The sequence below is a fragment of the Aliivibrio fischeri genome (assembly GCF_009727955.1).
GTDB lineage: Bacteria > Pseudomonadota > Gammaproteobacteria > Enterobacterales > Vibrionaceae > Aliivibrio > Aliivibrio fischeri_A.
On sequence record NZ_WOBR01000004.1, the window covers coordinates 1,376,803 to 1,396,820 of the forward strand.

Annotated in this window: 22 protein-coding genes; 17 read left to right on the top strand and 5 right to left on the bottom strand. The window is 39.2% G+C overall.

The genetic code is table 11. The features are described 5' to 3' along the window. Nucleotides 1-33: 33 nt before the first annotated feature. The 4 genes from GNP81_RS09630 to gmhB form a co-directional block, all read right to left on the bottom strand. Entirely contained in the window at nucleotides 34-1,086 is a 1,053-nt protein-coding gene (locus GNP81_RS09630) for an ABC transporter permease (protein ID WP_155671444.1), read from the bottom strand. Between the two features lie 2 nt (nucleotides 1,087-1,088). Next, nucleotides 1,089-2,117: an ABC transporter permease subunit gene (locus GNP81_RS09635; RefSeq protein ID WP_005418068.1), complete on the bottom strand. Its 1,029-nt coding sequence runs from the start codon at nucleotides 2,115-2,117 to the stop codon at nucleotides 1,089-1,091. A gap of 293 nt (nucleotides 2,118-2,410) precedes the next feature. Further along, a complete protein-coding gene (locus tag GNP81_RS09640) occupies nucleotides 2,411-2,578 on the bottom strand; it encodes a hypothetical protein (protein ID WP_155671443.1) in 168 nt (55 codons plus the stop codon). Nucleotides 2,579-2,794: 216 nt separating this feature from the next. Then, entirely contained in the window at nucleotides 2,795-3,346 is a 552-nt protein-coding gene (gmhB, locus tag GNP81_RS09645; RefSeq protein WP_155671441.1) for a D-glycero-beta-D-manno-heptose 1,7-bisphosphate 7-phosphatase, read from the bottom strand. Between the two features lie 222 nt (nucleotides 3,347-3,568). Between gmhB and metN the strand changes: the two genes are divergently transcribed. The 17 genes from metN to ureG all read left to right on the top strand — a co-directional run bounded on the left by metN (nucleotide 3,569) and on the right by ureG (nucleotide 19,400). Then, nucleotides 3,569-4,603, top strand: coding sequence for a methionine ABC transporter ATP-binding protein MetN (gene metN, locus GNP81_RS09650; RefSeq protein ID WP_155671439.1), 1,035 nt, complete (start codon nucleotides 3,569-3,571; stop codon nucleotides 4,601-4,603). Further along, complete coding sequence (locus GNP81_RS09655; RefSeq protein WP_005418046.1) at nucleotides 4,593-5,270, top strand: methionine ABC transporter permease; 678 nt, start codon at nucleotides 4,593-4,595, stop codon at nucleotides 5,268-5,270. Before metN ends, GNP81_RS09655 begins: the two co-directional genes overlap by 11 nt. A gap of 38 nt (nucleotides 5,271-5,308) precedes the next feature. Next, entirely contained in the window at nucleotides 5,309-6,118 is an 810-nt protein-coding gene (locus GNP81_RS09660) for a MetQ/NlpA family lipoprotein (protein WP_155674985.1), read from the top strand. A gap of 79 nt (nucleotides 6,119-6,197) precedes the next feature. Beyond that, a complete protein-coding gene (gene tsaA, locus GNP81_RS09665; RefSeq protein WP_155674984.1) occupies nucleotides 6,198-6,911 on the top strand; it encodes a tRNA (N6-threonylcarbamoyladenosine(37)-N6)-methyltransferase TrmO in 714 nt (237 codons plus the stop codon). A gap of 148 nt (nucleotides 6,912-7,059) precedes the next feature. Continuing rightward, on the top strand, nucleotides 7,060-8,775 hold the full coding sequence (locus tag GNP81_RS09670; RefSeq protein ID WP_065621591.1) for a proline--tRNA ligase: 1,716 nt from the start codon (nucleotides 7,060-7,062) through the stop codon (nucleotides 8,773-8,775). A 440-nt stretch (nucleotides 8,776-9,215) separates the two neighbouring features. After that, nucleotides 9,216-10,823: an ABC transporter substrate-binding protein gene (locus GNP81_RS09675; RefSeq protein ID WP_336495388.1), complete on the top strand. Its 1,608-nt coding sequence runs from the start codon at nucleotides 9,216-9,218 to the stop codon at nucleotides 10,821-10,823. Further along, complete coding sequence (locus GNP81_RS09680; protein ID WP_336495387.1) at nucleotides 10,814-11,797, top strand: ABC transporter permease; 984 nt, start codon at nucleotides 10,814-10,816, stop codon at nucleotides 11,795-11,797. The genes GNP81_RS09675 and GNP81_RS09680 overlap by 10 nt, the downstream gene beginning before the upstream one ends. 18 nt (nucleotides 11,798-11,815) lie before the next feature. Beyond that, nucleotides 11,816-12,598 carry an ABC transporter permease gene (locus GNP81_RS09685; RefSeq protein WP_155674981.1) on the top strand — a complete coding sequence of 261 codons (783 nt, stop codon included), beginning with the start codon at nucleotides 11,816-11,818 and terminating at the stop codon, nucleotides 12,596-12,598. After that, nucleotides 12,570-13,325 carry an ATP-binding cassette domain-containing protein gene (locus GNP81_RS09690; protein ID WP_155674980.1) on the top strand — a complete coding sequence of 252 codons (756 nt, stop codon included), beginning with the start codon at nucleotides 12,570-12,572 and terminating at the stop codon, nucleotides 13,323-13,325. Before GNP81_RS09685 ends, GNP81_RS09690 begins: the two co-directional genes overlap by 29 nt. 1 nt (nucleotide 13,326) lies before the next feature. After that, entirely contained in the window at nucleotides 13,327-13,914 is a 588-nt protein-coding gene (locus GNP81_RS09695) for an ATP-binding cassette domain-containing protein (protein ID WP_155674979.1), read from the top strand. A gap of 369 nt (nucleotides 13,915-14,283) precedes the next feature. Beyond that, nucleotides 14,284-15,147, top strand: a complete 864-nt coding sequence (locus GNP81_RS09700; protein ID WP_155660161.1) for an urease accessory protein UreD — start codon at nucleotides 14,284-14,286, stop codon at nucleotides 15,145-15,147. Nucleotides 15,148-15,163: 16 nt separating this feature from the next. Further along, entirely contained in the window at nucleotides 15,164-15,466 is a 303-nt protein-coding gene (locus GNP81_RS09705) for an urease subunit gamma (protein WP_054776026.1), read from the top strand. A 10-nt stretch (nucleotides 15,467-15,476) separates the two neighbouring features. Continuing rightward, nucleotides 15,477-15,836 carry an urease subunit beta gene (locus GNP81_RS09710; RefSeq protein ID WP_155674978.1) on the top strand — a complete coding sequence of 120 codons (360 nt, stop codon included), beginning with the start codon at nucleotides 15,477-15,479 and terminating at the stop codon, nucleotides 15,834-15,836. Beyond that, nucleotides 15,836-17,539, top strand: coding sequence for an urease subunit alpha (gene ureC, locus GNP81_RS09715; protein WP_146864211.1), 1,704 nt, complete (start codon nucleotides 15,836-15,838; stop codon nucleotides 17,537-17,539). The genes GNP81_RS09710 and ureC overlap by 1 nt, the downstream gene beginning before the upstream one ends. 62 nt (nucleotides 17,540-17,601) lie before the next feature. Continuing rightward, nucleotides 17,602-18,093 carry an urease accessory protein UreE gene (gene ureE, locus GNP81_RS09720; RefSeq protein ID WP_155674977.1) on the top strand — a complete coding sequence of 164 codons (492 nt, stop codon included), beginning with the start codon at nucleotides 17,602-17,604 and terminating at the stop codon, nucleotides 18,091-18,093. An 11-nt stretch (nucleotides 18,094-18,104) separates the two neighbouring features. Beyond that, the gene (locus GNP81_RS09725) at nucleotides 18,105-18,770 is read left to right on the top strand and encodes an urease accessory protein UreF (protein WP_336495257.1); all 666 of its coding nucleotides are present in this window, start codon (nucleotides 18,105-18,107) and stop codon (nucleotides 18,768-18,770) included. Between the two features lie 9 nt (nucleotides 18,771-18,779). Next, complete coding sequence (ureG, locus tag GNP81_RS09730) at nucleotides 18,780-19,400, top strand: urease accessory protein UreG (RefSeq protein WP_005418028.1); 621 nt, start codon at nucleotides 18,780-18,782, stop codon at nucleotides 19,398-19,400. 117 nt (nucleotides 19,401-19,517) lie between these two features. Here the strand turns inward: ureG and nanQ are convergent, their stop codons facing one another. Next, entirely contained in the window at nucleotides 19,518-19,988 is a 471-nt protein-coding gene (gene nanQ / locus GNP81_RS09735) for an N-acetylneuraminate anomerase (protein WP_155674976.1), read from the bottom strand. Between the last annotated feature and the right edge of the window lie 30 nt (nucleotides 19,989-20,018).

Genomic DNA, 20,018 nt, shown 5'->3' on the forward strand with positions numbered 1-20,018 from the left:
GATTCCTTTCTTATTATTTATCTTCGATAGGTATTAAACATATCTTGTGTGTTTTTTCGGGTCGAACGCTTCACGGATCCCTTCCCCAATAAACGTCACCATAATTAATACGGTGACAATAGCAGTAACAACAGAGCTCGCTATCCATGGTGAATCTAAATTGGATTTACCTTGTTGCAATAGTTCTCCCCAACTTGGTGTCGGAGGCATTAAACCTAATCCTAAATAATCCAAAGCAGTAAGAGCTGTGATATTTGCGACAATGGTAAATGGCGCTAAGGTAACAATCATTACCATGGTGTTTGGTAAGATATGATGGAATAAAATTCGTGTATTTGATGCACCTAATGCTTTAGCGGCCATAACATATTCCCGCGCTTTCTCTTTGTACGTCATGGTTCGCATATACCATGTCATCCCCATCCAGCCAAACATGACATTGATTAAGGTAAAGAGCATAAAACTGGGTTTCATGATGGAGACTAAGATCATGATGACATATAAGAAAGGTACCATAGACCAAATTTCAATAAAGCGTTGGAAAAACAAATCAAACTTTCCGCCAAAGAATCCCATAGCACAACCAACAGAGACACCAATGGCGTAAGATATTGCTAAGGTAATTAAAGCAAAGCCCATGGCAATCCGAAAACCATAAACCAAACGAGATACAATATCTCGACCTATGGTATCCGTCCCTAAATAATGTTGATTGTCTATACTCGGTGCCGTTGGAGGAAAGTCCCCTGAAAAATCTTGCTCATAAGGGTTCCAAGGTACAACGGGCATGATAACGAAATTCCCTTTCCCCTCTTGTTCAAATTGAACTTTCAAATCTCGATAATTAGTTTCATGTACGTAATCGAGACCAAAGGTATTTCCAGGTTTCACATCGCCATAAGTTGGAAAATGCCACTCACCTTGATAACTCACCAATAAAGCACGACTATTTACAAACACTTCTGCAAAAATAGAAAGGACCAATAGAACGGATAAAATTAAGAACGACCAATAACCTCTTTTAATCCCCTTAAAGCGTTGAATTTTCTTTTGCGTTAATGGACTTAAATTGAATAATAATGTCATAACTAGGCTCCAAACTTCACGCGTGGATCCACCACAGCAACACACACATCAGACAAAATATTGCCTATCATTAACATCATGGCGTTAATAGCAAACAACCCCATCACCACAGGGTAATCACGCTCCATAATGGCTTCGTATCCAAGCAATCCAATACCATCAATATTGAAAATAACCTCAATTAAGAATGAGCCCGTCATAAAGAACATCAGCGAATTACCAAAATGACTCGCAACAGGAATTAAGCTATTACGCAATGCGTGTTTACGCACCGCTTTTCTAAATGGCAATCCTTTTGCAATGGCAGTACGAACATAATCAGACGCTAAGTTCTCCATTAAATTATTTTTCATTGTCATGGTAAGTAGTGCAAAGTCGCCAATCAAATAACAAAATAGAGGAAGGATGGCATGCCACATGATATCTTTGATTTGTTCAAATGCACCGAAATCATCAAAGTCATCACTAATAAAGCCGCCCATTGGAAACCACTCTAATTGATAACTAAACAAGCTAATCAAAAAGACCCCAATAACATAACCGGGTAAAGCAAAACCAACAAAGATGGCAATTGATGAGGTAGAATCTAAGATAGAGCCGTGCTTTAATGCCTTCAAATAACCAAGCGGAATGGATATGAGATAACTGAGCAGAAACGTCATCCCTCCATAAAAGAGAGAAACAGGTAAACGTTCGGCTATCATGTCCCAAACCGGTTCATAATAACGGGTGGACTCACCCAAATCTAAAACAACCAACTTGGTTAACCAATCATAATACGCTTCAAACACAGGCTTATCTAAGCCATAAAAGGCATTCAATTCTTCAATCTGCTCTTCAGATAAGGCGTTATTTCCATCGGTAACACTGCTTGTGCCGCCCGTTTCTGACGCACCTTGCATTTGTAGACTTAGCAACATACGCTCTACTGGCCCACCGGGAACAAATCGAGTAAGCGCAAAAATAAGTAAAGTAATACCGATAAAGGTAGGGACAACTAATAAAAGTCGCCTAAGTAGGTAAGATATCATCCGTGACAGTACTCCGTGTCCTTCGACAAACTCCGTTGTCGTAATACGAGTTAGGCTATATTTCTGGTCTTAACTGTATTTATTTTTATAATAATTTTATTAAGTTAGTTCAATAGTTAAGTAACTACAAAGGCAACCATTGATAATGTAATTGAGTTAACAGTTTGCAGAATAGAGCTAGGATAAGGAAGTAAAAGGCGAGTTTTTGACACAATTGTTATGAAAGTGTCACAAATTAAACCTCATTGGATTAAATTATCTACAGATACAAAGAGAATTTTCAAACGAGGTTGTTACTGAAAAGGAATTTCACTTAAGTGAGAAAGTATATCTTGTTGTTGTTCATCCGTAAGTAGATCCCACGAATTAACCGTTTCATCTACGGGAGCTTTTTGATGGCATAATGCTTTTGGTTGCTCTTTATCTAAAAGCAAACTCTTACCTTTATCAAGCTTATTCATAACTACCACCTTCATCTGTAATCCTTAATCAGATCACTTAAAATCCATCTATATGTTCAACTCTAGGCAAATTTGTTTAATAAAGATACACTTTTTTTATCTTATAAATAAGACGGAAAGAAAAAGCTCGCTAACATATTCATTGTTAACACATAAAAAAACGCCCACAGATTTACTCTATAGACGTTTCATTTATATTATCTTTAACGAATCTATCTAAGCAGACAAGAACTTTGGTACATCCGCAACACTATCAAGAACTGCTGTTGCTAATGTTTCACCTTCTTCCGTCACAGGCTTACCAGTTCGAACTAAAATACGAGTTCCCACTCCAGCAGCTTGTGCCGCCATCATGTCTTCTTTCTTATCACCGATCATGATTGAATTTTCCATGTCGATATCTAAGAAACGTTGTGCAGAAACCAACATACCCGGATTTGGTTTACGGCAGTCACATGCTTCTTTGTATTTTTCAACAGTCGCTTCTGGGTGATGAGGACAATAATAAATACCATCGAAGTCGACGCCATTATCAGCAAAGTTCCAATCCATCCACTCAGTAAGGATTTCAAATTGATCTTCAGTGAACATACCGCGAGCGATACCTGATTGGTTAGTTACCAATACTAATAGGTAACCCATTTCTTTGAGTTTCTTCGTAGCCTCAAATACACCATCAATGTATTCAAAATCATCACGTTTATGAACATAGCCATGATCAACATTGATCACGCCATCTCTATCAATAAATACCGCTGGTTTGGACAAGGTGACACCCTCTATGAATCAAATCGGTTAATATCAAAAATTATCTCATGCTTTTTACTTATTGACATCTTATTTGTGCGTTTAGACGTCTAGACGTAAAAATATCTATTGACTTAAATCAGTATCCGAAATAGCATCAGTAAAACATAAAAAATGAGAGATTGCTCAGGTTTTGTAACCTTTGTTAACTATCTTTTTACGAAATGCAGTTCAAGGCGAATCATGATTGAAATAAACCGTGTTAATAAGATTTTTTATCAAGGAGCAAAGGAAATTAATGCTCTTAAAGATATTAATCTTCATATTGCTCAAGGCACCATCTTTGGTGTGATTGGCTCATCGGGTGCAGGGAAAAGCACACTGATACGCTGTGTAAACATGCTAGAAAGACCAACTGATGGTGAAGTGATTGTCGACGGCGTAGATTTAACGAAACTCTCTTCTAGTGAGTTAAGTAAAGCTCGTCGTAATATTGGGATGATCTTCCAGCACTTTAATCTTTTAGCATCACGAACTGTATTTGATAACGTTGCTTTACCTTTAGAACTTGCTGGTAAATCAAAACAAGAAATTCAAAAGAAAGTAACTGAATTATTAGATTTAGTTGGCTTAGCAGATAAACACCATACTTATCCTGCAAACCTTAGTGGTGGTCAGAAACAACGTGTTGCTATCGCTCGTGCACTTTCAACGGATCCAAAAGTGTTACTGTGTGATGAAGCAACTAGCGCCCTTGATCCTGCAACAACAAAATCAATTCTAGAACTGATTAAAGATCTAAACCGTAAATTAAGCATTACTATTCTTATCATTACCCATGAAATGGAAGTGGTAAAAAACATCTGTCATGAAGTAGCAATTATCGGTGGTGGTGAATTGGTTGAGAAAGGGGCTGTTAGCGATATTTTTGCGCATCCAAAAACAGCACTAGCTCAAGAATTTATTCGTGCGACATTAGATCTATCAATCCCTGAAGATTTCAAAGCTCGTTTAACAGACACTTATGTTGAAGGTAGCTACCCTCTTATTCGTTTAGAGTTTACAGGATCAACGGTCGATGCTCCTGTTATCAGTCAAATCTCTCGTGAATTTGATATTGATATTAGTATCTTAAGCTCTGATATTGATTACGCCGGTGGTGTTAAATTTGGTTTAATGCTTGCTGAAGTATTTGGTAATCAAGAATCAACTCAAAAAGCAATTGAGTTCTTACGTAATCATCATGTAAAAGTAGAGGTGTTAGGTTATGTCGTTTGATGTAATTTCTGCATGGCTTGATTTAAACAGCAAGTTATTATTAAACGCAACTGGCGAAACCCTTTATATGGTTGCGGTTGCAGGTATCGTTGGCTTTGCTATTGGCATTCCTCTTGGTGTCGTTCTTCATATCACTAAAAAAGGTGGTTTAATGGAAAACACAGCATTTAATAGCGTACTTGGTGCGATTGTAAACGTAGGACGTTCTGTACCTTTCTTGGTGTTAATGGTTGCAATTATTCCGGTAACAAAACTGATTGTTGGTAGCTTTATTGGCACAACAGCAGCTATTGTTCCGCTGACAATAGGGGCAATTCCATTTGTTGCTCGTTTGATTGAAGGTGCGCTAATCGAAGTACCAAGTGGTCTGGTTGAGGCGGCACAATCAATGGGCGCAACACCACTGCAAATTATTACAAAAGTACTGCTTCCTGAAGCACTACCAACTATTTTAAATTCAGTCACTATCACACTAGTCACGCTGGTAAGCTACTCTGCGATGGCAGGTACTGTTGGCGGCGGTGGTTTAGGTGATGTTGCAATTCGATATGGTTTCCACCGTTATGATTTAACTATCATGGCTGTGACCGTTGTAATGCTGATTGTTTTGGTTCAAATCATTCAATCTGTTGGTGATGCTTTAGTTAAAAAAGTCGATCACCGTTAATTTTATTTAATATGGAATTCATTTTTAAGGAGTAAATAATGAAATTGAATCTGAAAAAACTGGCTGCTGTTGCTGGCCTAGCATCAACACTTATCCTTACGGGTTGTGGACAAGAAGAAGCAAAAACAAATTCAATTAAAGTAGGTGTAATGGCGGGTGCAGAAGCACAAGTTGCTGAAGTTGCAGCTAAAGTAGCAAAAGAACGATATGGTCTTGATGTTGAGCTTGTTACTTTTACCGATTATGTAACACCAAACGCAGCATTGGATGATGGTTCTATTGACCTAAACGCATTCCAACACAAACCATACCTAGATCAACAAGTTGCTGATCGTGGTTACAAAATTGAAATTGCAGGTAACTCTTTTGTATACCCAATTGCTGGCTACTCTAAACAAGTAACATCAGTTGACCAAATTGAAGATGGCGCTCGTATCGCCGTACCAAACGATCCTACAAACCTAGGTCGTTCTCTACTTCTTCTTCAACAACAAGGGTTAATTACTCTTCGTGAGGATGCAGGTCTTGCAGCAACGGTTCGTGATATTACAGCTAACCCTAAAAACATCACTATTGTTGAATTAGATGCGGCTCAATTACCTCGCTCTCTTGATGATGTTGCGTTATCTGTAATCAACACAACTTACGCAAGTAGCATCAACCTAGTACCAGAAAAAGACGGTATTTTTGTAGAAGATAAAGAGTCTCCATACGTGAACCTAATCGTTGGCCGTACAGACAACGTAAACTCAGAAAACGTAAAAACATTTGTTAAAGCGTACCAATCTGAAGATGTTTACCAAGCTGCTCTTAAAACATTCAAAGGTGGCGTAGTTAAAGGTTGGTAATCTCCTTCATTTTAACAAGTAATTCCACAAAAGGTTGACGTGAGAGCGTCAACCTTTTTAATGCCTGTAGATATTAATAATGAAAAATGGCCTCATGACTTATCACATCGACCCTATTGGTTTTATTCAATCTCCTTACAAAGAAAAATTTGCGGTGCCTCGTCAACCTCGTTTGGCTCCGAGTGCCACATCAAGAATTAAACTCGTCGGTGAGGCTAATTCACCTGAAGCCATTCGTGGCATCGAACAATTCTCTCACCTATGGCTACTTTTTCTATTTGATCAAAACCTTAAAGCAGGCTGGAGACCAACAGTTCGTCCACCACGATTAGGTGGGAATGAACGTATTGGTGTATTCGCTTCTCGTGCCACATTTCGTCCAAATGGCATTGGTATGTCTGCTGTAGAATTAAAAGAGGTTATTCAAGAAGGTAATCAAACCTATTTAGAATTAGGCAGTGTCGATTTAGTTGATAACACGCCGATTATTGATATCAAACCCTATATCCCTTATTCAGATTCAATTCCCGATGCTCTTGGCGGTTTTGCCGATAAAGAACCCGATGTGTTGGATGTATTTTTATCCATAGAGGCACAAAAATCACTGAGTTCTCACCCACAAAGAAAAGAGATAGAGGCGGTGATCAAAGAGGTGCTAGGACAAGATCCTCGTCCTGCTTATAAAAAAGGAAAAGTCGATAACAAAGAATACGCCGTAAATTTGTTTGATTTAAACGTAAAATTCCTTGTTGAAAGCAATTCTATTACAGTTACTGCAATTGATCGCTTTTGAGATCGCTTTAGGGCTGATATTATATAGGGCTTAATTTTAGATTTGAGCCCATTCTTACGAGAACAGACTCTATACTAAGGTTGAACTCTCGGTTTAACTGTTTAAATCGAGCTATTCCAATATTCATAACTAACAAATGGATGAAAACATGCGCACTAGCAAATACCTTCTTTCAACACTGAAGGAGACTCCAAACGACGCAGAAGTAGTAAGCCACCAGCTTATGCTACGTGCAGGTATGATTCGTAGACTGGCTTCAGGTTTATATACTTGGCTACCTACTGGTCTACGTGTACTGCGTAAAGTCGAAAACATCGTTCGTCAAGAGATCGACAATGCAGGTGCAATCGAAACATTGATGCCCGTAGTTCAACCATTTGAACTTTGGGAAGAAACAGGCCGCTCTGAAAAAATGGGTCCTGAGCTACTTCGTTTTACTGACCGTCATGTTCGTCCGTTTGTACTTAGTCCAACAGCTGAAGAAGTTATCACTAGCCTTGTTCGTAACGAAGTTAGCTCTTACAAACAACTTCCGCTAAACCTGTACCAAATTCAAACTAAATTCCGTGACGAACGTCGTCCACGTTTTGGCGTAATGCGTGCTCGTGAATTCTGCATGATGGATGCATACAGCTTTGACATCGACAAAGAAGGCCTACAAAAGTCTTACGATGCAATGCACGATGCATACTGTAAAGCATTCGACCGTATGGGTCTTGAGTACCGTCCAGTACTAGCTGACTCAGGCGCAATTGGTGGTAGTGGTTCTCAAGAGTTCCACGTACTTGCTGAAAGCGGCGAAGATTTAATCGCATTCTCAACAGAATCTGATTACGCAGCAAACATCGAAAAAGCAGAAGCCGTAGCACCAACAACAGAACGTGCTGCTCCTACTCAAGAGATGACAACGGTTGATACTCCAAATGCGAAAACTATCGCAGAATTGGTTGAACAACACGGTATCGCAATTGAAAAAACAGTAAAAACACTGTTTGTTAAAGCATCAGATGAAGTTGATGCAGATATCATCGCACTTATCATCCGTGGTGATCACGAGCTTAACGAAGTTAAAGCTGAAAACCTTCCACAAGTTGCTTCTCCACTAGAAATGGCTGACGAAGCACAACTTCGTGACCTAATCGGTGCTGGTGCTGGTTCTCTTGGCCCTGTTGGCCTAGAACTTCCATTCATTGTTGACCGTTCAGTTGCTGTAATGAGTGATTTTGGTACTGGTGCAAACATTGATGGTAAACACTTCTTTGGTGTTAACTGGGAACGTGATGTACAACTTGGTCAAGTTGAAGATTTACGTAACGTTGTTGAAGGTGACCCAAGCCCATGTGGTAAAGGTACACTACAACTGAAACGTGGTATCGAGGTTGGTCACATCTTCCAATTAGGTACAGCTTACTCAGAAGCAATGAACTGTGGCGTTCTAGATGCAAACGGTAAGAACGTAATTCTAGAAATGGGTTGTTACGGTATCGGTGTATCACGTGTTGTTGCATCAGCTATCGAACAAAACAACGACGAATACGGTATTGTATGGCCAGAAGCGATTGCACCATTTACTGTTGCTATCGTTCCTATGAACATGCACAAATCTGAGCGTGTTAAAGAAGCTGCTGAAAAACTGTATGCTGAATTAACAGCAATGGGTATCGAAGTTCTATTCGATGACCGTAAAGAGCGTCCAGGTGTTATGTTTAAAGACATCGAACTTATCGGTATTCCACACACTATCGTTATTGGCGATCGTAGCATGGATGAAGGTAACTTCGAGTATAAGAACCGTCGTGCAAACACGAAAGAAGCAGTTGAAATGGCAAACATTGTTGAGCACATTAAAGCGCAATTAAGCTAATTTCACATAGCATTAAATACCAAAGGCTAAGTATATTTACTTAGCCTTTTTTATATCAATGAAATAATTTTACTTTCATTGATTTATTTCTTGATTACTTGAAATCTACTGATAAAATCCGCTGCAACAAAATTGCTCTCTATTTTTACCGTTGTTCTACGGCTTGCAATTTTTTATATACCGATGTGTTTAACTCTCTACTTGTTAATACCATCACACTCGATCTGATATTATTTATCATCAATCTATACGTATTTAGTGCTTTAATTGCTAATGAGTAATTACCTTTTTATTAAGGTGCTTTGTACTGCCTCAAATATAACCGAATCACAATCGTTATATTCGAATGATGAGTTTAGATCGCCACTTAATTTCTAATGCAGTTCGTAAATGCATTCTCTCATTTACCTGCACTACTTCTTTTATATTGGAAAAAAGTTGTGAATACATTACTGAATAAAATGAATAGAAAAAAAACACGTATTCTTTCTCTATTTATTTGTACCTTACTAACGATGACAAGCTTTGTTACGCTAGCGACTGCATCCCCCTCTAAATACCCAGAAACCTTAAAAGTTGCTCTTGGTAGTGAACCAACAACAGGGTTTGATCCTATTCTTGGTTGGGGAAAATACGGTAATCCACTATTCCAATCGACTCTATTAAAAAGAGATAAAGACTTAAATTTTGTTGGCGATTTAGCAACGGAATGGCGTCTAACTAACAACAAATTAACTTGGATTATCACCCTTCGAGATGATGTGCTTTTTAGTAACGGTGCCCCCCTTACAGCTGAAGATGTTGCATTTACCTACAACCAAATCTTAGCTCAAGGCAGTACCCACGATTTAAGCGCATTAGAAATGGCCGAACCATTAACGCCAACCTCTGTTGCTTTTCATTTAAAGCGTTGTGATATTACCTTCTTAGATCGTTTATCTTCTATTGGTATCGTTCCAAAAAAATATTACCAACTACGTAGTGACAGTGCGATAAAGTACGGTTCCCAGCCTATGGGCTCAGGCCCTTACATTCTCAATAAATGGGAAAAAGGCCAATACGTTAGTATGAGCTTAAATCCTTATTATTATGCTAAAAAACCTAAGTTTAATAACATCATTGCCGTGTTTGGAAACGAAGATTCTCGCTTTATTCAATTAAAAACACATCAACTTCACTTAAGCGTCATCCCACAACGTTACGCTAATCAAAGCATTGGTGATTACAAGCTATGGTCAGTACCAACGCTAGATAACCGTGGTATTGTTTGGCCGATGAATTATCATGAAGGATCAGATATGACGTTTGTAAGCTCTGATCCAGCAATACGTGAAGCATTCGAATGTCTTATCGATAAGCAGTTAATCGTTGAAAAACTACTGGATGGTTATGCAACGCCAGCCTACTCAATTGCTGATAATATGCCGTGGGGATTAGATACAACCTCTATAATTCCAACGCCAATAAATTTAGCTCATATAGAAACACTGCTAAAACAAGCAGGATGGAGTGATACTAATAATAACGGCATTATCGATAAACAAGGTTATGAGGCCTCCTTTACTCTTCTTTATAAAGCTGGAGACAGCGTAAGAGAGCAACTGGCTTTAGCTATTAGCTCTATGGCAGATAAAATTGGCATAAAAGTGACGGTTAAAGGACTTGAGTGGAACGCTATTGCCCTTCAAATGACAACCACGCCTGTTCTTATGGGGTTTGGCAGTCATTCAGCCAGTGAAGTGAATTATGTTTATCACTCTGATTTCGCTCATACTGATTTCTACAACTCTGGTGGTTACAGTAACCCACAAGTCGATTTAGCTATTGATAATGCATTAAAAGCTGACACTTGGGATGAATCTATTCCTTTTTGGCAACAAGCTCAAAAACAAATACAACAAGATCGCCCTTGGACATGGTTAGTTAATATTAACCATCTATATATGGCTGACAAATGTTTAGATTTAGCGCAACCTATTACAGAGCCTCATGATCACGGTTGGCCATTAACCGCAAATATCGAAGAGTGGCGTTGGCAGTGTCAATAAATACTCATCATCCTCGCATTGTTTGCTTTAGTATCACACGTTTACTACTGCAACTTTGCTTGGCTCTATTCATTATTAGTGTATTGATTGCGTTTCTCCCTATCGATCCTATTGCTCAATATTTTAATGGTAATGTGCTTGCAGTATTTGGCGAACAAAAAACGCAGTTAATAGCGCGACTCGGATTAAATCAATCCATTCTTGAGCAAATAATGACATTTGGCCACGCCTTATTCTCTGGAGATCTAGGGTACTCTTACCATCGCCAAGAAGAAGTTAGCCAAATCATTTGGCAGCGCAGTCGGTACTCTATTATTTTAATGAGTAGTGCGAGTCTGCTTGCCTTAATTTTTGGTTACAGCATTGGGTTGTTTCTTGGATTAAAACCCAACACTATATTAAGTAAGATCATCACTCAATTAGCATTAATGATTAACGCTATTCCAAGTTTTTGGATTGGCTTGATTTTAATTACAATCTTTGCAATTAAACTGGTCTGGTTGCCAATAGGAGGAATATCACCTATTGGGGTATCACCTGAAACAACCTCTTTCTATGACAAAATACCTTATTTCATTTTGCCATTAACCACGTTAATTATTGGTTTGATTGCTCCCATCATTTTACATACCAAAGAGAAAGTGATTGATGTTATCCAGAGCCAACATGTGCAATACGCACGAATTCATGGGTTATCAACATTATCGGTTGTTCGTTTTCATCTATTAAGAAACACCTTAATACCGGCAATTGTTATTCAACTCGCGGGATTCTCTGAGTTATTTAGTGGTTCTGTCATTATTGAAACGGTGTTTAACTTTCCTGGTATAGGTCAAACCTTAGTGCAAGCAGGGTTAAGTGGTGATACGCCATTATTGTTCGGTATTACCTTATGCTGTGCTGTGTTTGTTTTTGTTGGTAATGCAACAGCATCACTATTGAGTAAACGACTCTCTTTATCAACATCGTTTTAATTTTAAAGGAGATATCACATGCTTAAAAAGCACCTTCCTTTATTATTATTTTGCTTCTTAATTTTAATTTCGATTACTTGGCAAAATAATGGCGAATCCATTGATTTATTCAATCGAAATATCGCCCCTAATGTACATGAATGGTTCGGCACCGATTGGCTCGGTCGAGATGTATTTAGCCGCACACTAAAAGCATTATTATTTAGCCTTGCTATGGGGGGACTCTCTTCTATTTTATGTGCATTACTTTCATTGTGTTTCGCGCTAATTGGAAACATTAACAATACCTTCAATAACTTAATCAATCTTATGGTCGATGTATGGAGTTCACTCCCGCATATCCTAGTGATGATCGTATTATCTGTGTTAGTTGGTGGGGGTTTTGAAGGATTAGTTATAGCAATTACATTAAGTCACTGGCCAAAGCTAACACGCCTATTAAAAATTGAAATTGAACAACTTAGAAAAAAACCATATGTCCTACATTCGTTATCATTTGGCTATTCAAAAATACACACTTATGCCGTACATATTACTCCGCATATTTTACCTCAAATGCTAATAGGTATGCTTATGCTATACCCCCAAGCCTTGGTTCACGGTGCTGGCCTCACTTTTTTAGGTTTTGGTATAGAACCTTCAACACCATCAATGGGAGGCATGCTATCAGAAGCGAGTCAATATTTACTCAGTGGCCAATGGTGGCTCGCTCTATTTCCGGGGATTATGCTAGTAATAAGCTCATTGCTATTAATATCAATTGGAAAATCTTATGAAAAATCAAAGCAGCATAATGCTTGAATTAAAAGACATAGAGATAAGATTAAAAACAAAGACAACACCTTTGTTTTCCAAGCTATCATTATCTTTAAAACAAGGTGAAATACTCGGTATTATAGGGTCAAGTGGCAGTGGAAAAAGCACATTAATTAATGCCATCATGCATGCATTACCCTCTGGATTTGAACTATCCGGAAAAATTAATATAACACCAGGGACACGGTTAGCTTTAGCTGCTCAAAGTCGTAATGCATTAAACCCTACGACCAAAATAGGCCGACAACTATCACAATTCATTCCAAAAAAATCATGGTTTACGCGTAATAATAAAGAAAAAGTTCATAACGCATTAGCTCATGCACAGCTGCCTTATTCCGTGGCAGAACTCTACCCACACCAATTATCTGGTGGAATGGCAAAGCGAGTGCTTTCCGCGTTAGCTTTTATTCAGCAACCAGATATTTTAATTGCAGATGAACCAAGTTGCGGGATTAATGACGAATACAGCGCTCCCCTCTTTCAACATTACCAGCACCTTGCTCATAAAGATGGAAAAACCGTCATTATCGTTAGTCATGATTTATCTCATATCATTGATATTGCGGATCATATCTTGGTTCTAAAAAACAATAATAATGATGAAAATACCGCATCTATTGAACACACTACGCCAAGCCATATTATCAATGGTGAAAGTGACGCATATAGCCAAGCATTGTGGCATGCCCTACCAAAGAACTGGAATTAATATGATTTCTTTAACTAATGCGACTGTTGAATATCAAGAGAAAACACTCTCACTACCCAATATCAACCTCCATAAAGGAGAAATACTTGGATTAAATGGAGTTAGTGGCTCAGGTAAATCTACTCTTGCTATGGTATTAGCCGGATTTATCAAACCAAAAACGGGAGAACTTAACGTTCCTGTTTATGGAAAAAAAACACCTAACCCAGTTCAATGGGTTGGTCAGCATCCTGAACTGGCTTTTAATCCTAAATGGCACATACTTAAATCATTACAAGAAAGTTTTAGAGAACATGACTTCGAATACCTTCTACAACAGTTTGAGATTGATAAACAATGGTTAACTCGTTTTCCTACAGAATTATCCGGTGGACAGTTGCAACGCTTAGCTTTACTTCGTGCTCTTACACCTAGTACTCAGTATTTATTATGTGATGAAATCACCGCTCAACTTGATTCAATAACTCAACAAACCATTTGGAAGCAATTATTAATTTTGCAAGAAAAAAGAAATGTGGGGCTCTTAGTTATTTCACACGAAAAACACTTACTCAATTCCATTTGTAAAAAAATAGTTACTGTAAATTAAGAAGAAGTCTTCTGTTATTTCTATCAAATAAAAGAACAAATTTTCTTTTTATTTTGAATAAAAAAAACGAGTTAAAAAAGTGCCTTTTTTCGTTATTTATCTATTGCCAAGTACAAATTATAGGATTAATATCCGCAGGGTAAATCGTTCAAAAAGTCTTTTCTAAAGATAGTTTATTTATTCATATTCATGTTTACACAAAATAAATTCTCTTTAATTTAAACCAGAGTGTTTCACTCGACGCTGCCTAGATTTAGGCACTAAAAATTTATTCAGAATACTTATTTCTCTAGTTTTAAGCTGGAGGCGTACGCTATTTGTTTTCATTCTTTCTTCTTCAAGAAATATGCTATATCGGCAGGGTTAGTTATGCCAAAAATAAATACATCATCTTCCGGTTGGTTAGCTGATATTTCCCTTTTCTATGAAAAAAGAGGGGCAAATACCAAGTTGGTTCATCGTGAGCAAGTTGGTCCTTTAATGGTGCAACGGCCTTTTTATCCTGAAACCGGTGTTGCCCATACCTACCTACTTCACCCTCCTGGTGGCGTCGTTGGTGGGGATCAATTAAATATCAATATTCAGGTTGCACCACATGCTCATTCACTCTTAACCACACCCGGCGCGACTAAGTTTTATCGTAGCTCTGGCGCTATATCGTCACAAACACAAAACCTCACTGTGGAAAGAGATGGTTTTTTAGAGTGGTTACCTCAAGAGAATATTTTCTTTCCTGATAGTCAGGCTCAATTAAAAACACAAGTTGAACTTCATAAAGACGCCCATTTTATTGGATGGGAAATGAATTGCTTTGGCCGTCCGGTACTTAATGAAATATTTGAAAATGGGTTTGTTACCGGTAGAACCAATATCAAAGTAGATGATCAACTACTGCTTTCTGAGTCTATGTACATTGACTCGATTGATGAGATAAAACACGCAGCAGGCATGAGGCACTATCCCATGCTTGGCAATCTTTATATTTACCCAGCGTCAGAAGCACTAGAAGAAAAATTAAGAACACTGATTGATGAAAATTTCCATGAACAACCTGAGTTATTTGGCAGTAGCAACCCTATTTGTGGGATTACTGAGATTGATGGCTTATTGGTTATTCGTTATTTAGGTCACCAAACAGAACCTATGATGGCGTGCTTTAGCACCTTATGGCAGCACACTCGCCAGCATTGGTTAGGCAAATTACCCGAAGTCCCACGAATCTGGGCTACATAATTAAGTTGGAATAGCTATGGAATTAACACCAAGAGAAAAAGACAAACTGCTGCTTGCCTCTGCCGGCATGATAGCGGAAAGACGTAAAGCCCGTGGACTAAAACTGAATTATCCAGAAGCCGTGGCTTTAATCTGTTTTGAAATAATGGAAGGAGCACGTGATGGACGCACAGTGGCTGACCTTATGAACTTCGGTCGTACTATTTTGACTGCTGATGATGTAATGGAAGGCGTGCCAGAAATGATCCCAGACGTTCAAGTTGAATGTACTTTCCCTGACGGCACCAAGCTTGTCTCAATTCATGAGCCAATTGTTTAAGGAGTAAATCATGTTCCCTGGAGAATTAAGAGTGAATGATGACCTTGGTCAAATCGAATTGAACGTAGGCCGAACAACACAAACTCTTTCTGTCGCTAATTATGGTGACCGCCCTATTCAAGTTGGCTCTCATTATCATTTTTATGAAGTGAATGAAGCGCTTCATTTCGACCGAGAACCAACCAAAGGTTTCCGTTTAAATATCCCCGCGGGCATGGCTATTCGTTTTGAACCAGGCCAACGACGCACTATTGAATTAGTTGAATTTGCAGGTAAACGTGAAATTTACGGTTTCCAAGGAGCGGTAATGGGTAATGTCGATGAACACATTACTATCACTGCAACCATTGACGATAAAGAGGTGAAATAATGGCACATATATCTCGTACTGCTTATGCCAATATGTTTGGACCTACAACAGGCGATCGCCTTCGTCTAGCAGATACTGAACTGTTTTTAGAAGTAGAAAAAGATTTTACTACCTATGGCGAAGAAGTGAAATTCGGCGGCGGTAAAGTGATCCGTGATGGCATGGGTCAAAGCCAAGTGGTTAATAGTGAATGCGTTGATGTCGTTATTACCAATGCTTTAATTCTCGATCACTGGGGTATTGTTAAAGCGGATATCGGCATTAAAGATGGTCGTATCTTTGGTATTGGTAAAGCGGGTAATCCCGATGTTCAACCGAATGTCGATATCGTTGTTGGCCCTGCAACCGAAGTGGTAGCTGGTGAAGGCAAAATTATTACTGCTGGCGGCGTAGATACTCATATTCATTTTATCTGCCCTCAACAAGCAGAAGAAGGGTTAACATCGGGTGTCACAACCTTTATTGGTGGCGGTACAGGCCCAGTTGCTGGTACCAATGCAACCACGGTAACACCGGGTATTTGGAATATGCACCGCATGCTAGAAGCGGTCGATGATTTACCGATTAACGTTGGTCTATTTGGTAAAGGCTGCGTAAGTAAACCTGAAGCGCTACGTGAACAAATTGAAGCTGGTGCAATGGGGTTAAAAATCCATGAAGACTGGGGCGCAACACCTGCTGCTATTCATAACTGCTTAAACGTGGCTGACGAAATGGACATTCAAATTGCCATTCACTCAGATACCTTGAATGAAGGTGGTTTTTACGAAGAAACGGTTAAAGCCATTGGTGATCGTGTTATTCACGTATTCCACACCGAAGGCGCTGGCGGCGGTCACGCTCCAGATGTAATTAAATCAGTTGGTGAACCCAACATTTTACCAGCATCAACCAATCCAACCATGCCATATACCATCAATACCGTTGATGAACATTTGGATATGTTGATGGTCTGCCATCACTTAGATCCTTCTATTCCAGAAGATGTTGCTTTTGCTGAATCTCGTATTCGTCGTGAAACCATTGCCGCTGAAGATATTCTTCATGATATGGGCGCAATTTCTGTGATGTCATCGGACTCACAAGCCATGGGCCGTGTTGGTGAAGTGATCATTCGTACTTGGCAATGTGCAAATAAAATGAAACTTCAACGTGGCATTTTAGAAGGTGATAACGAGCATAACGACAACGAACGAATTAAACGTTACGTGGCTAAATATACCATCAACCCAGCGATTGCTCATGGTATCTCGCACGAAGTTGGCTCTGTTGAAGTCGGGAAATTAGCCGATTTAGTCGTGTGGAACCCTGCATTTTTTGGTGTTAAACCGGCGCTTGTTATGAAAAGTGGCTTAGTCGCTTACGCCCCAATGGGTGACATTAATGCGGCAATTCCTACACCACAACCAGTACATTACCGTCCAATGTATGCGTGTTACGGTAAAGCAATGTACAAATCATCAATGATCTTCTTATCTCAAGCAAGCATCGAGGCTGGTGTTCCTGAGAAATTGAATCTACAAAGTCAAATTGGTGAAGTTAAAGGATGTCGTAATATCTCGAAAAAATCGATGATTCATAACAGCTATACACCAAACATTGAATTAGACAGCCAAACCTATGAAGTAAAAGCCGATGGCGTTCCTCTTGTATGCGAACCCGCTACAGAGTTACCAATGGCACAACGTTACTTCTTATTCTAACCCCCTCGCCTCGCTGGTTTTTTACCTATTTGCCGGCGGGGCACTTTTTAGAGTGAACAATCATGATTAAATTTACTCATCTTGTACATCACCATCATGATGAACATCATCACGATGAAGAACATACACACAACACAGCTGAGCTAACCATTTGCCTAACGATGCAAGAGCGCACCAAAAGTCGTTTAAAAGTGATGCTAAGTGATGGCTCTGAAGCGGGTCTGTTTTTACCTCGTGGAACCGTATTAAAAGAGCACGATATCGTTGAAAGTGACGACGGCATCCAAGCTATGATCACCGCGGCAGAAGAGACGGTTTCAACGGTTTATAGCGATGACTTATTGCTACTTGCAAAAGCGTGTTATCACTTAGGTAATCGTCATGTTCCTCTACAAGTTGAAGCTGGTTGGTGTCGTTACCTACACGATCACGTACTTGATGACATGGTGCAACGTTTAGGATTAAACGTAAAAGTTGAACAAGCGAAATACCAACCTGAACCGGGTGCTTACGGTGGTTCAAGTGCGGGTTCACACGATGGTCATCACCACTAAGGGCGGTCATTGTGTTAGAGGATTTACGGCTCTATCAATTAATTAGTCCGTCATTACCCGTTGGCTCATTCACTTATTCGCAAGGATTAGAATGGGCGATTGAAAAAGGCTGGGTAACGAATGTTACTGAGCTAAAGCATTGGTTGAGCAATCAATTAATGGACAGCTTAGCCACTCTAGAGCTGCCTGTTTTAGCCAAATTAACTCAGTTATTGCAGCAAGAAGAATGGCAACAAGCTCAAGATTGGTGTGATTTTATTATCGCCAATCGAGAAACCAAAGAGTTACGTCTTGAAGAAAGACAAAGAGGACTCGCCTTCTCTATGTTATTGCCAAAATTAGGGATCGAATTAAATCAAACCACCCTACCAATGGTAAAACAAACTCAAGTTGCCGCTTTTGCACTTGCGGCCAATCATTGGAACTTAACACCAACCAAACTCGCCGCAGCGTATGCGTGGGGATGGTTAGAAAATGCCGTTATCGTTGGTATTAAATTGGTTCCATTAGGACAAAGTGCCGGACAACAACTGCTATTAGAAATGGCTGATGTTATCCCGCAAGCAGTAGAAAAATCACAGCTCTGGCCTGAACACTTGATAGGTAGCTTCACCCCAGCGCAAGTATTGGCAAGCTCTCGACACGAGAGCCAATACACTCGACTATTTAGATCGTGAGAAAATAAAATGCAAGATTACAAACAACCTTTACGTATTGGTGTTGGCGGCCCTGTTGGTTCAGGAAAAACAGCATTATTAGAAGTTCTGTGTAAAACATTACGTGATACGTACCAAATCGCCGTAGTTACTAATGATATTTACACTCAAGAAGATGCAAAGATCTTAACTCAAGCTGAAGCGCTAGCAGCCGATCGCATCATTGGTGTAGAAACCGGTGGCTGTCCTCACACTGCAATTCGTGAAGATGCATCAATGAACTTAGCGGCCGTTGAAGAGTTAGCACAACGCCATAAAAACCTTGATGTGGTATTTGTAGAAAGTGGCGGCGACAACCTAAGTGCAACCTTCAGCCCTGAACTAGCTGATTTAACTATCTATGTGATTGATGTTGCTGAAGGCGAAAAGATCCCACGTAAAGGTGGCCCTGGTATCACAAAATCTGATTTATTGATCATCAACAAAATCGACTTAGCACCATATGTTGGAGCGTCTCTTGAAGTAATGGAATCAGACACAGCGCGTATGCGTCCAACTCGTCCATACGTATTTGCAAACCTTAAAGAAGGTGTTGGTTTAGATAAAATCATCGAATTTATCGTTGATCGAGGCATGCTAGACGCAAAATAATGACGCTAAGCGAATTGCGATAAGCAAGCATCAATATAAACCTTTCTAAATAAGACAAAGCCCTGATACTACTTATGCCATAACTAAGTACGTATCAGGGCTTTTATTTTCAATTAATTAAGCTAACAAACTACGGTGAACTTTAATCACTATCTTCTTAATCAATCCTGATTGAGATACAACACACCCCGGTTTATGCGGTTCTTCAGGTAAGAACACGGCAAACATTTTAGGGTACATAATCACGTCATTACATTGATTCATACTTTCAACTAAGTAAAAATCATTTTCTTCATCATAGGATTTAGCTATTGGGTTAACCTCATCTTCTAATGAATATTGGATACGCTCTTCACCACGAATCAAGCATTGCACATCAATGTACTCTTTATGCACTTCAGCTTGTTTGCTGCTTGCCTCACCCGTTTCAAACTCCATGACATTAGCAAAAATGTTCTCACCATCAATAATGTGTTTTCCTGTTGGTAACGCTTCCAAATCAGTTTCATTTAAATACGCCAAACACTGCTGAATAACACGTGGTAAATACTGGTTTGTTTTTTGGTGCTCAATATGACCATAAATCATAAAACTGTCCTTAAAAGAGCCTTATAAATA

Coding starts and splice junctions, on each gene's coding strand:
- ureG (WP_005418028.1), top strand. CDS start 18,780: ATGCAAGATTACAAACAACCTTTACGTATTGGTGTTGGCGGCCCTGTT.
- GNP81_RS09705 (WP_054776026.1), top strand. CDS start 15,164: ATGGAATTAACACCAAGAGAAAAAGACAAACTGCTGCTTGCCTCTGCC.
- tsaA (WP_155674984.1), top strand. CDS start 6,198: ATGAAAAATGGCCTCATGACTTATCACATCGACCCTATTGGTTTTATT.
- GNP81_RS09695 (WP_155674979.1), top strand. CDS start 13,327: ATGATTTCTTTAACTAATGCGACTGTTGAATATCAAGAGAAAACACTC.
- GNP81_RS09660 (WP_155674985.1), top strand. CDS start 5,309: ATGAAATTGAATCTGAAAAAACTGGCTGCTGTTGCTGGCCTAGCATCA.
- GNP81_RS09640 (WP_155671443.1), bottom strand. CDS start 2,578: ATGAATAAGCTTGATAAAGGTAAGAGTTTGCTTTTAGATAAAGAGCAA.
- GNP81_RS09635 (WP_005418068.1), bottom strand. CDS start 2,117: ATGATATCTTACCTACTTAGGCGACTTTTATTAGTTGTCCCTACCTTT.
- ureE (WP_155674977.1), top strand. CDS start 17,602: ATGATTAAATTTACTCATCTTGTACATCACCATCATGATGAACATCAT.
- GNP81_RS09700 (WP_155660161.1), top strand. CDS start 14,284: ATGCCAAAAATAAATACATCATCTTCCGGTTGGTTAGCTGATATTTCC.
- GNP81_RS09690 (WP_155674980.1), top strand. CDS start 12,570: ATGAAAAATCAAAGCAGCATAATGCTTGAATTAAAAGACATAGAGATA.
- metN (WP_155671439.1), top strand. CDS start 3,569: ATGATTGAAATAAACCGTGTTAATAAGATTTTTTATCAAGGAGCAAAG.
- GNP81_RS09710 (WP_155674978.1), top strand. CDS start 15,477: ATGTTCCCTGGAGAATTAAGAGTGAATGATGACCTTGGTCAAATCGAA.
- GNP81_RS09670 (WP_065621591.1), top strand. CDS start 7,060: ATGCGCACTAGCAAATACCTTCTTTCAACACTGAAGGAGACTCCAAAC.
- GNP81_RS09685 (WP_155674981.1), top strand. CDS start 11,816: ATGCTTAAAAAGCACCTTCCTTTATTATTATTTTGCTTCTTAATTTTA.
- GNP81_RS09655 (WP_005418046.1), top strand. CDS start 4,593: ATGTCGTTTGATGTAATTTCTGCATGGCTTGATTTAAACAGCAAGTTA.
- GNP81_RS09630 (WP_155671444.1), bottom strand. CDS start 1,086: ATGACATTATTATTCAATTTAAGTCCATTAACGCAAAAGAAAATTCAA.
- ureC (WP_146864211.1), top strand. CDS start 15,836: ATGGCACATATATCTCGTACTGCTTATGCCAATATGTTTGGACCTACA.
- nanQ (WP_155674976.1), bottom strand. CDS start 19,988: ATGATTTATGGTCATATTGAGCACCAAAAAACAAACCAGTATTTACCA.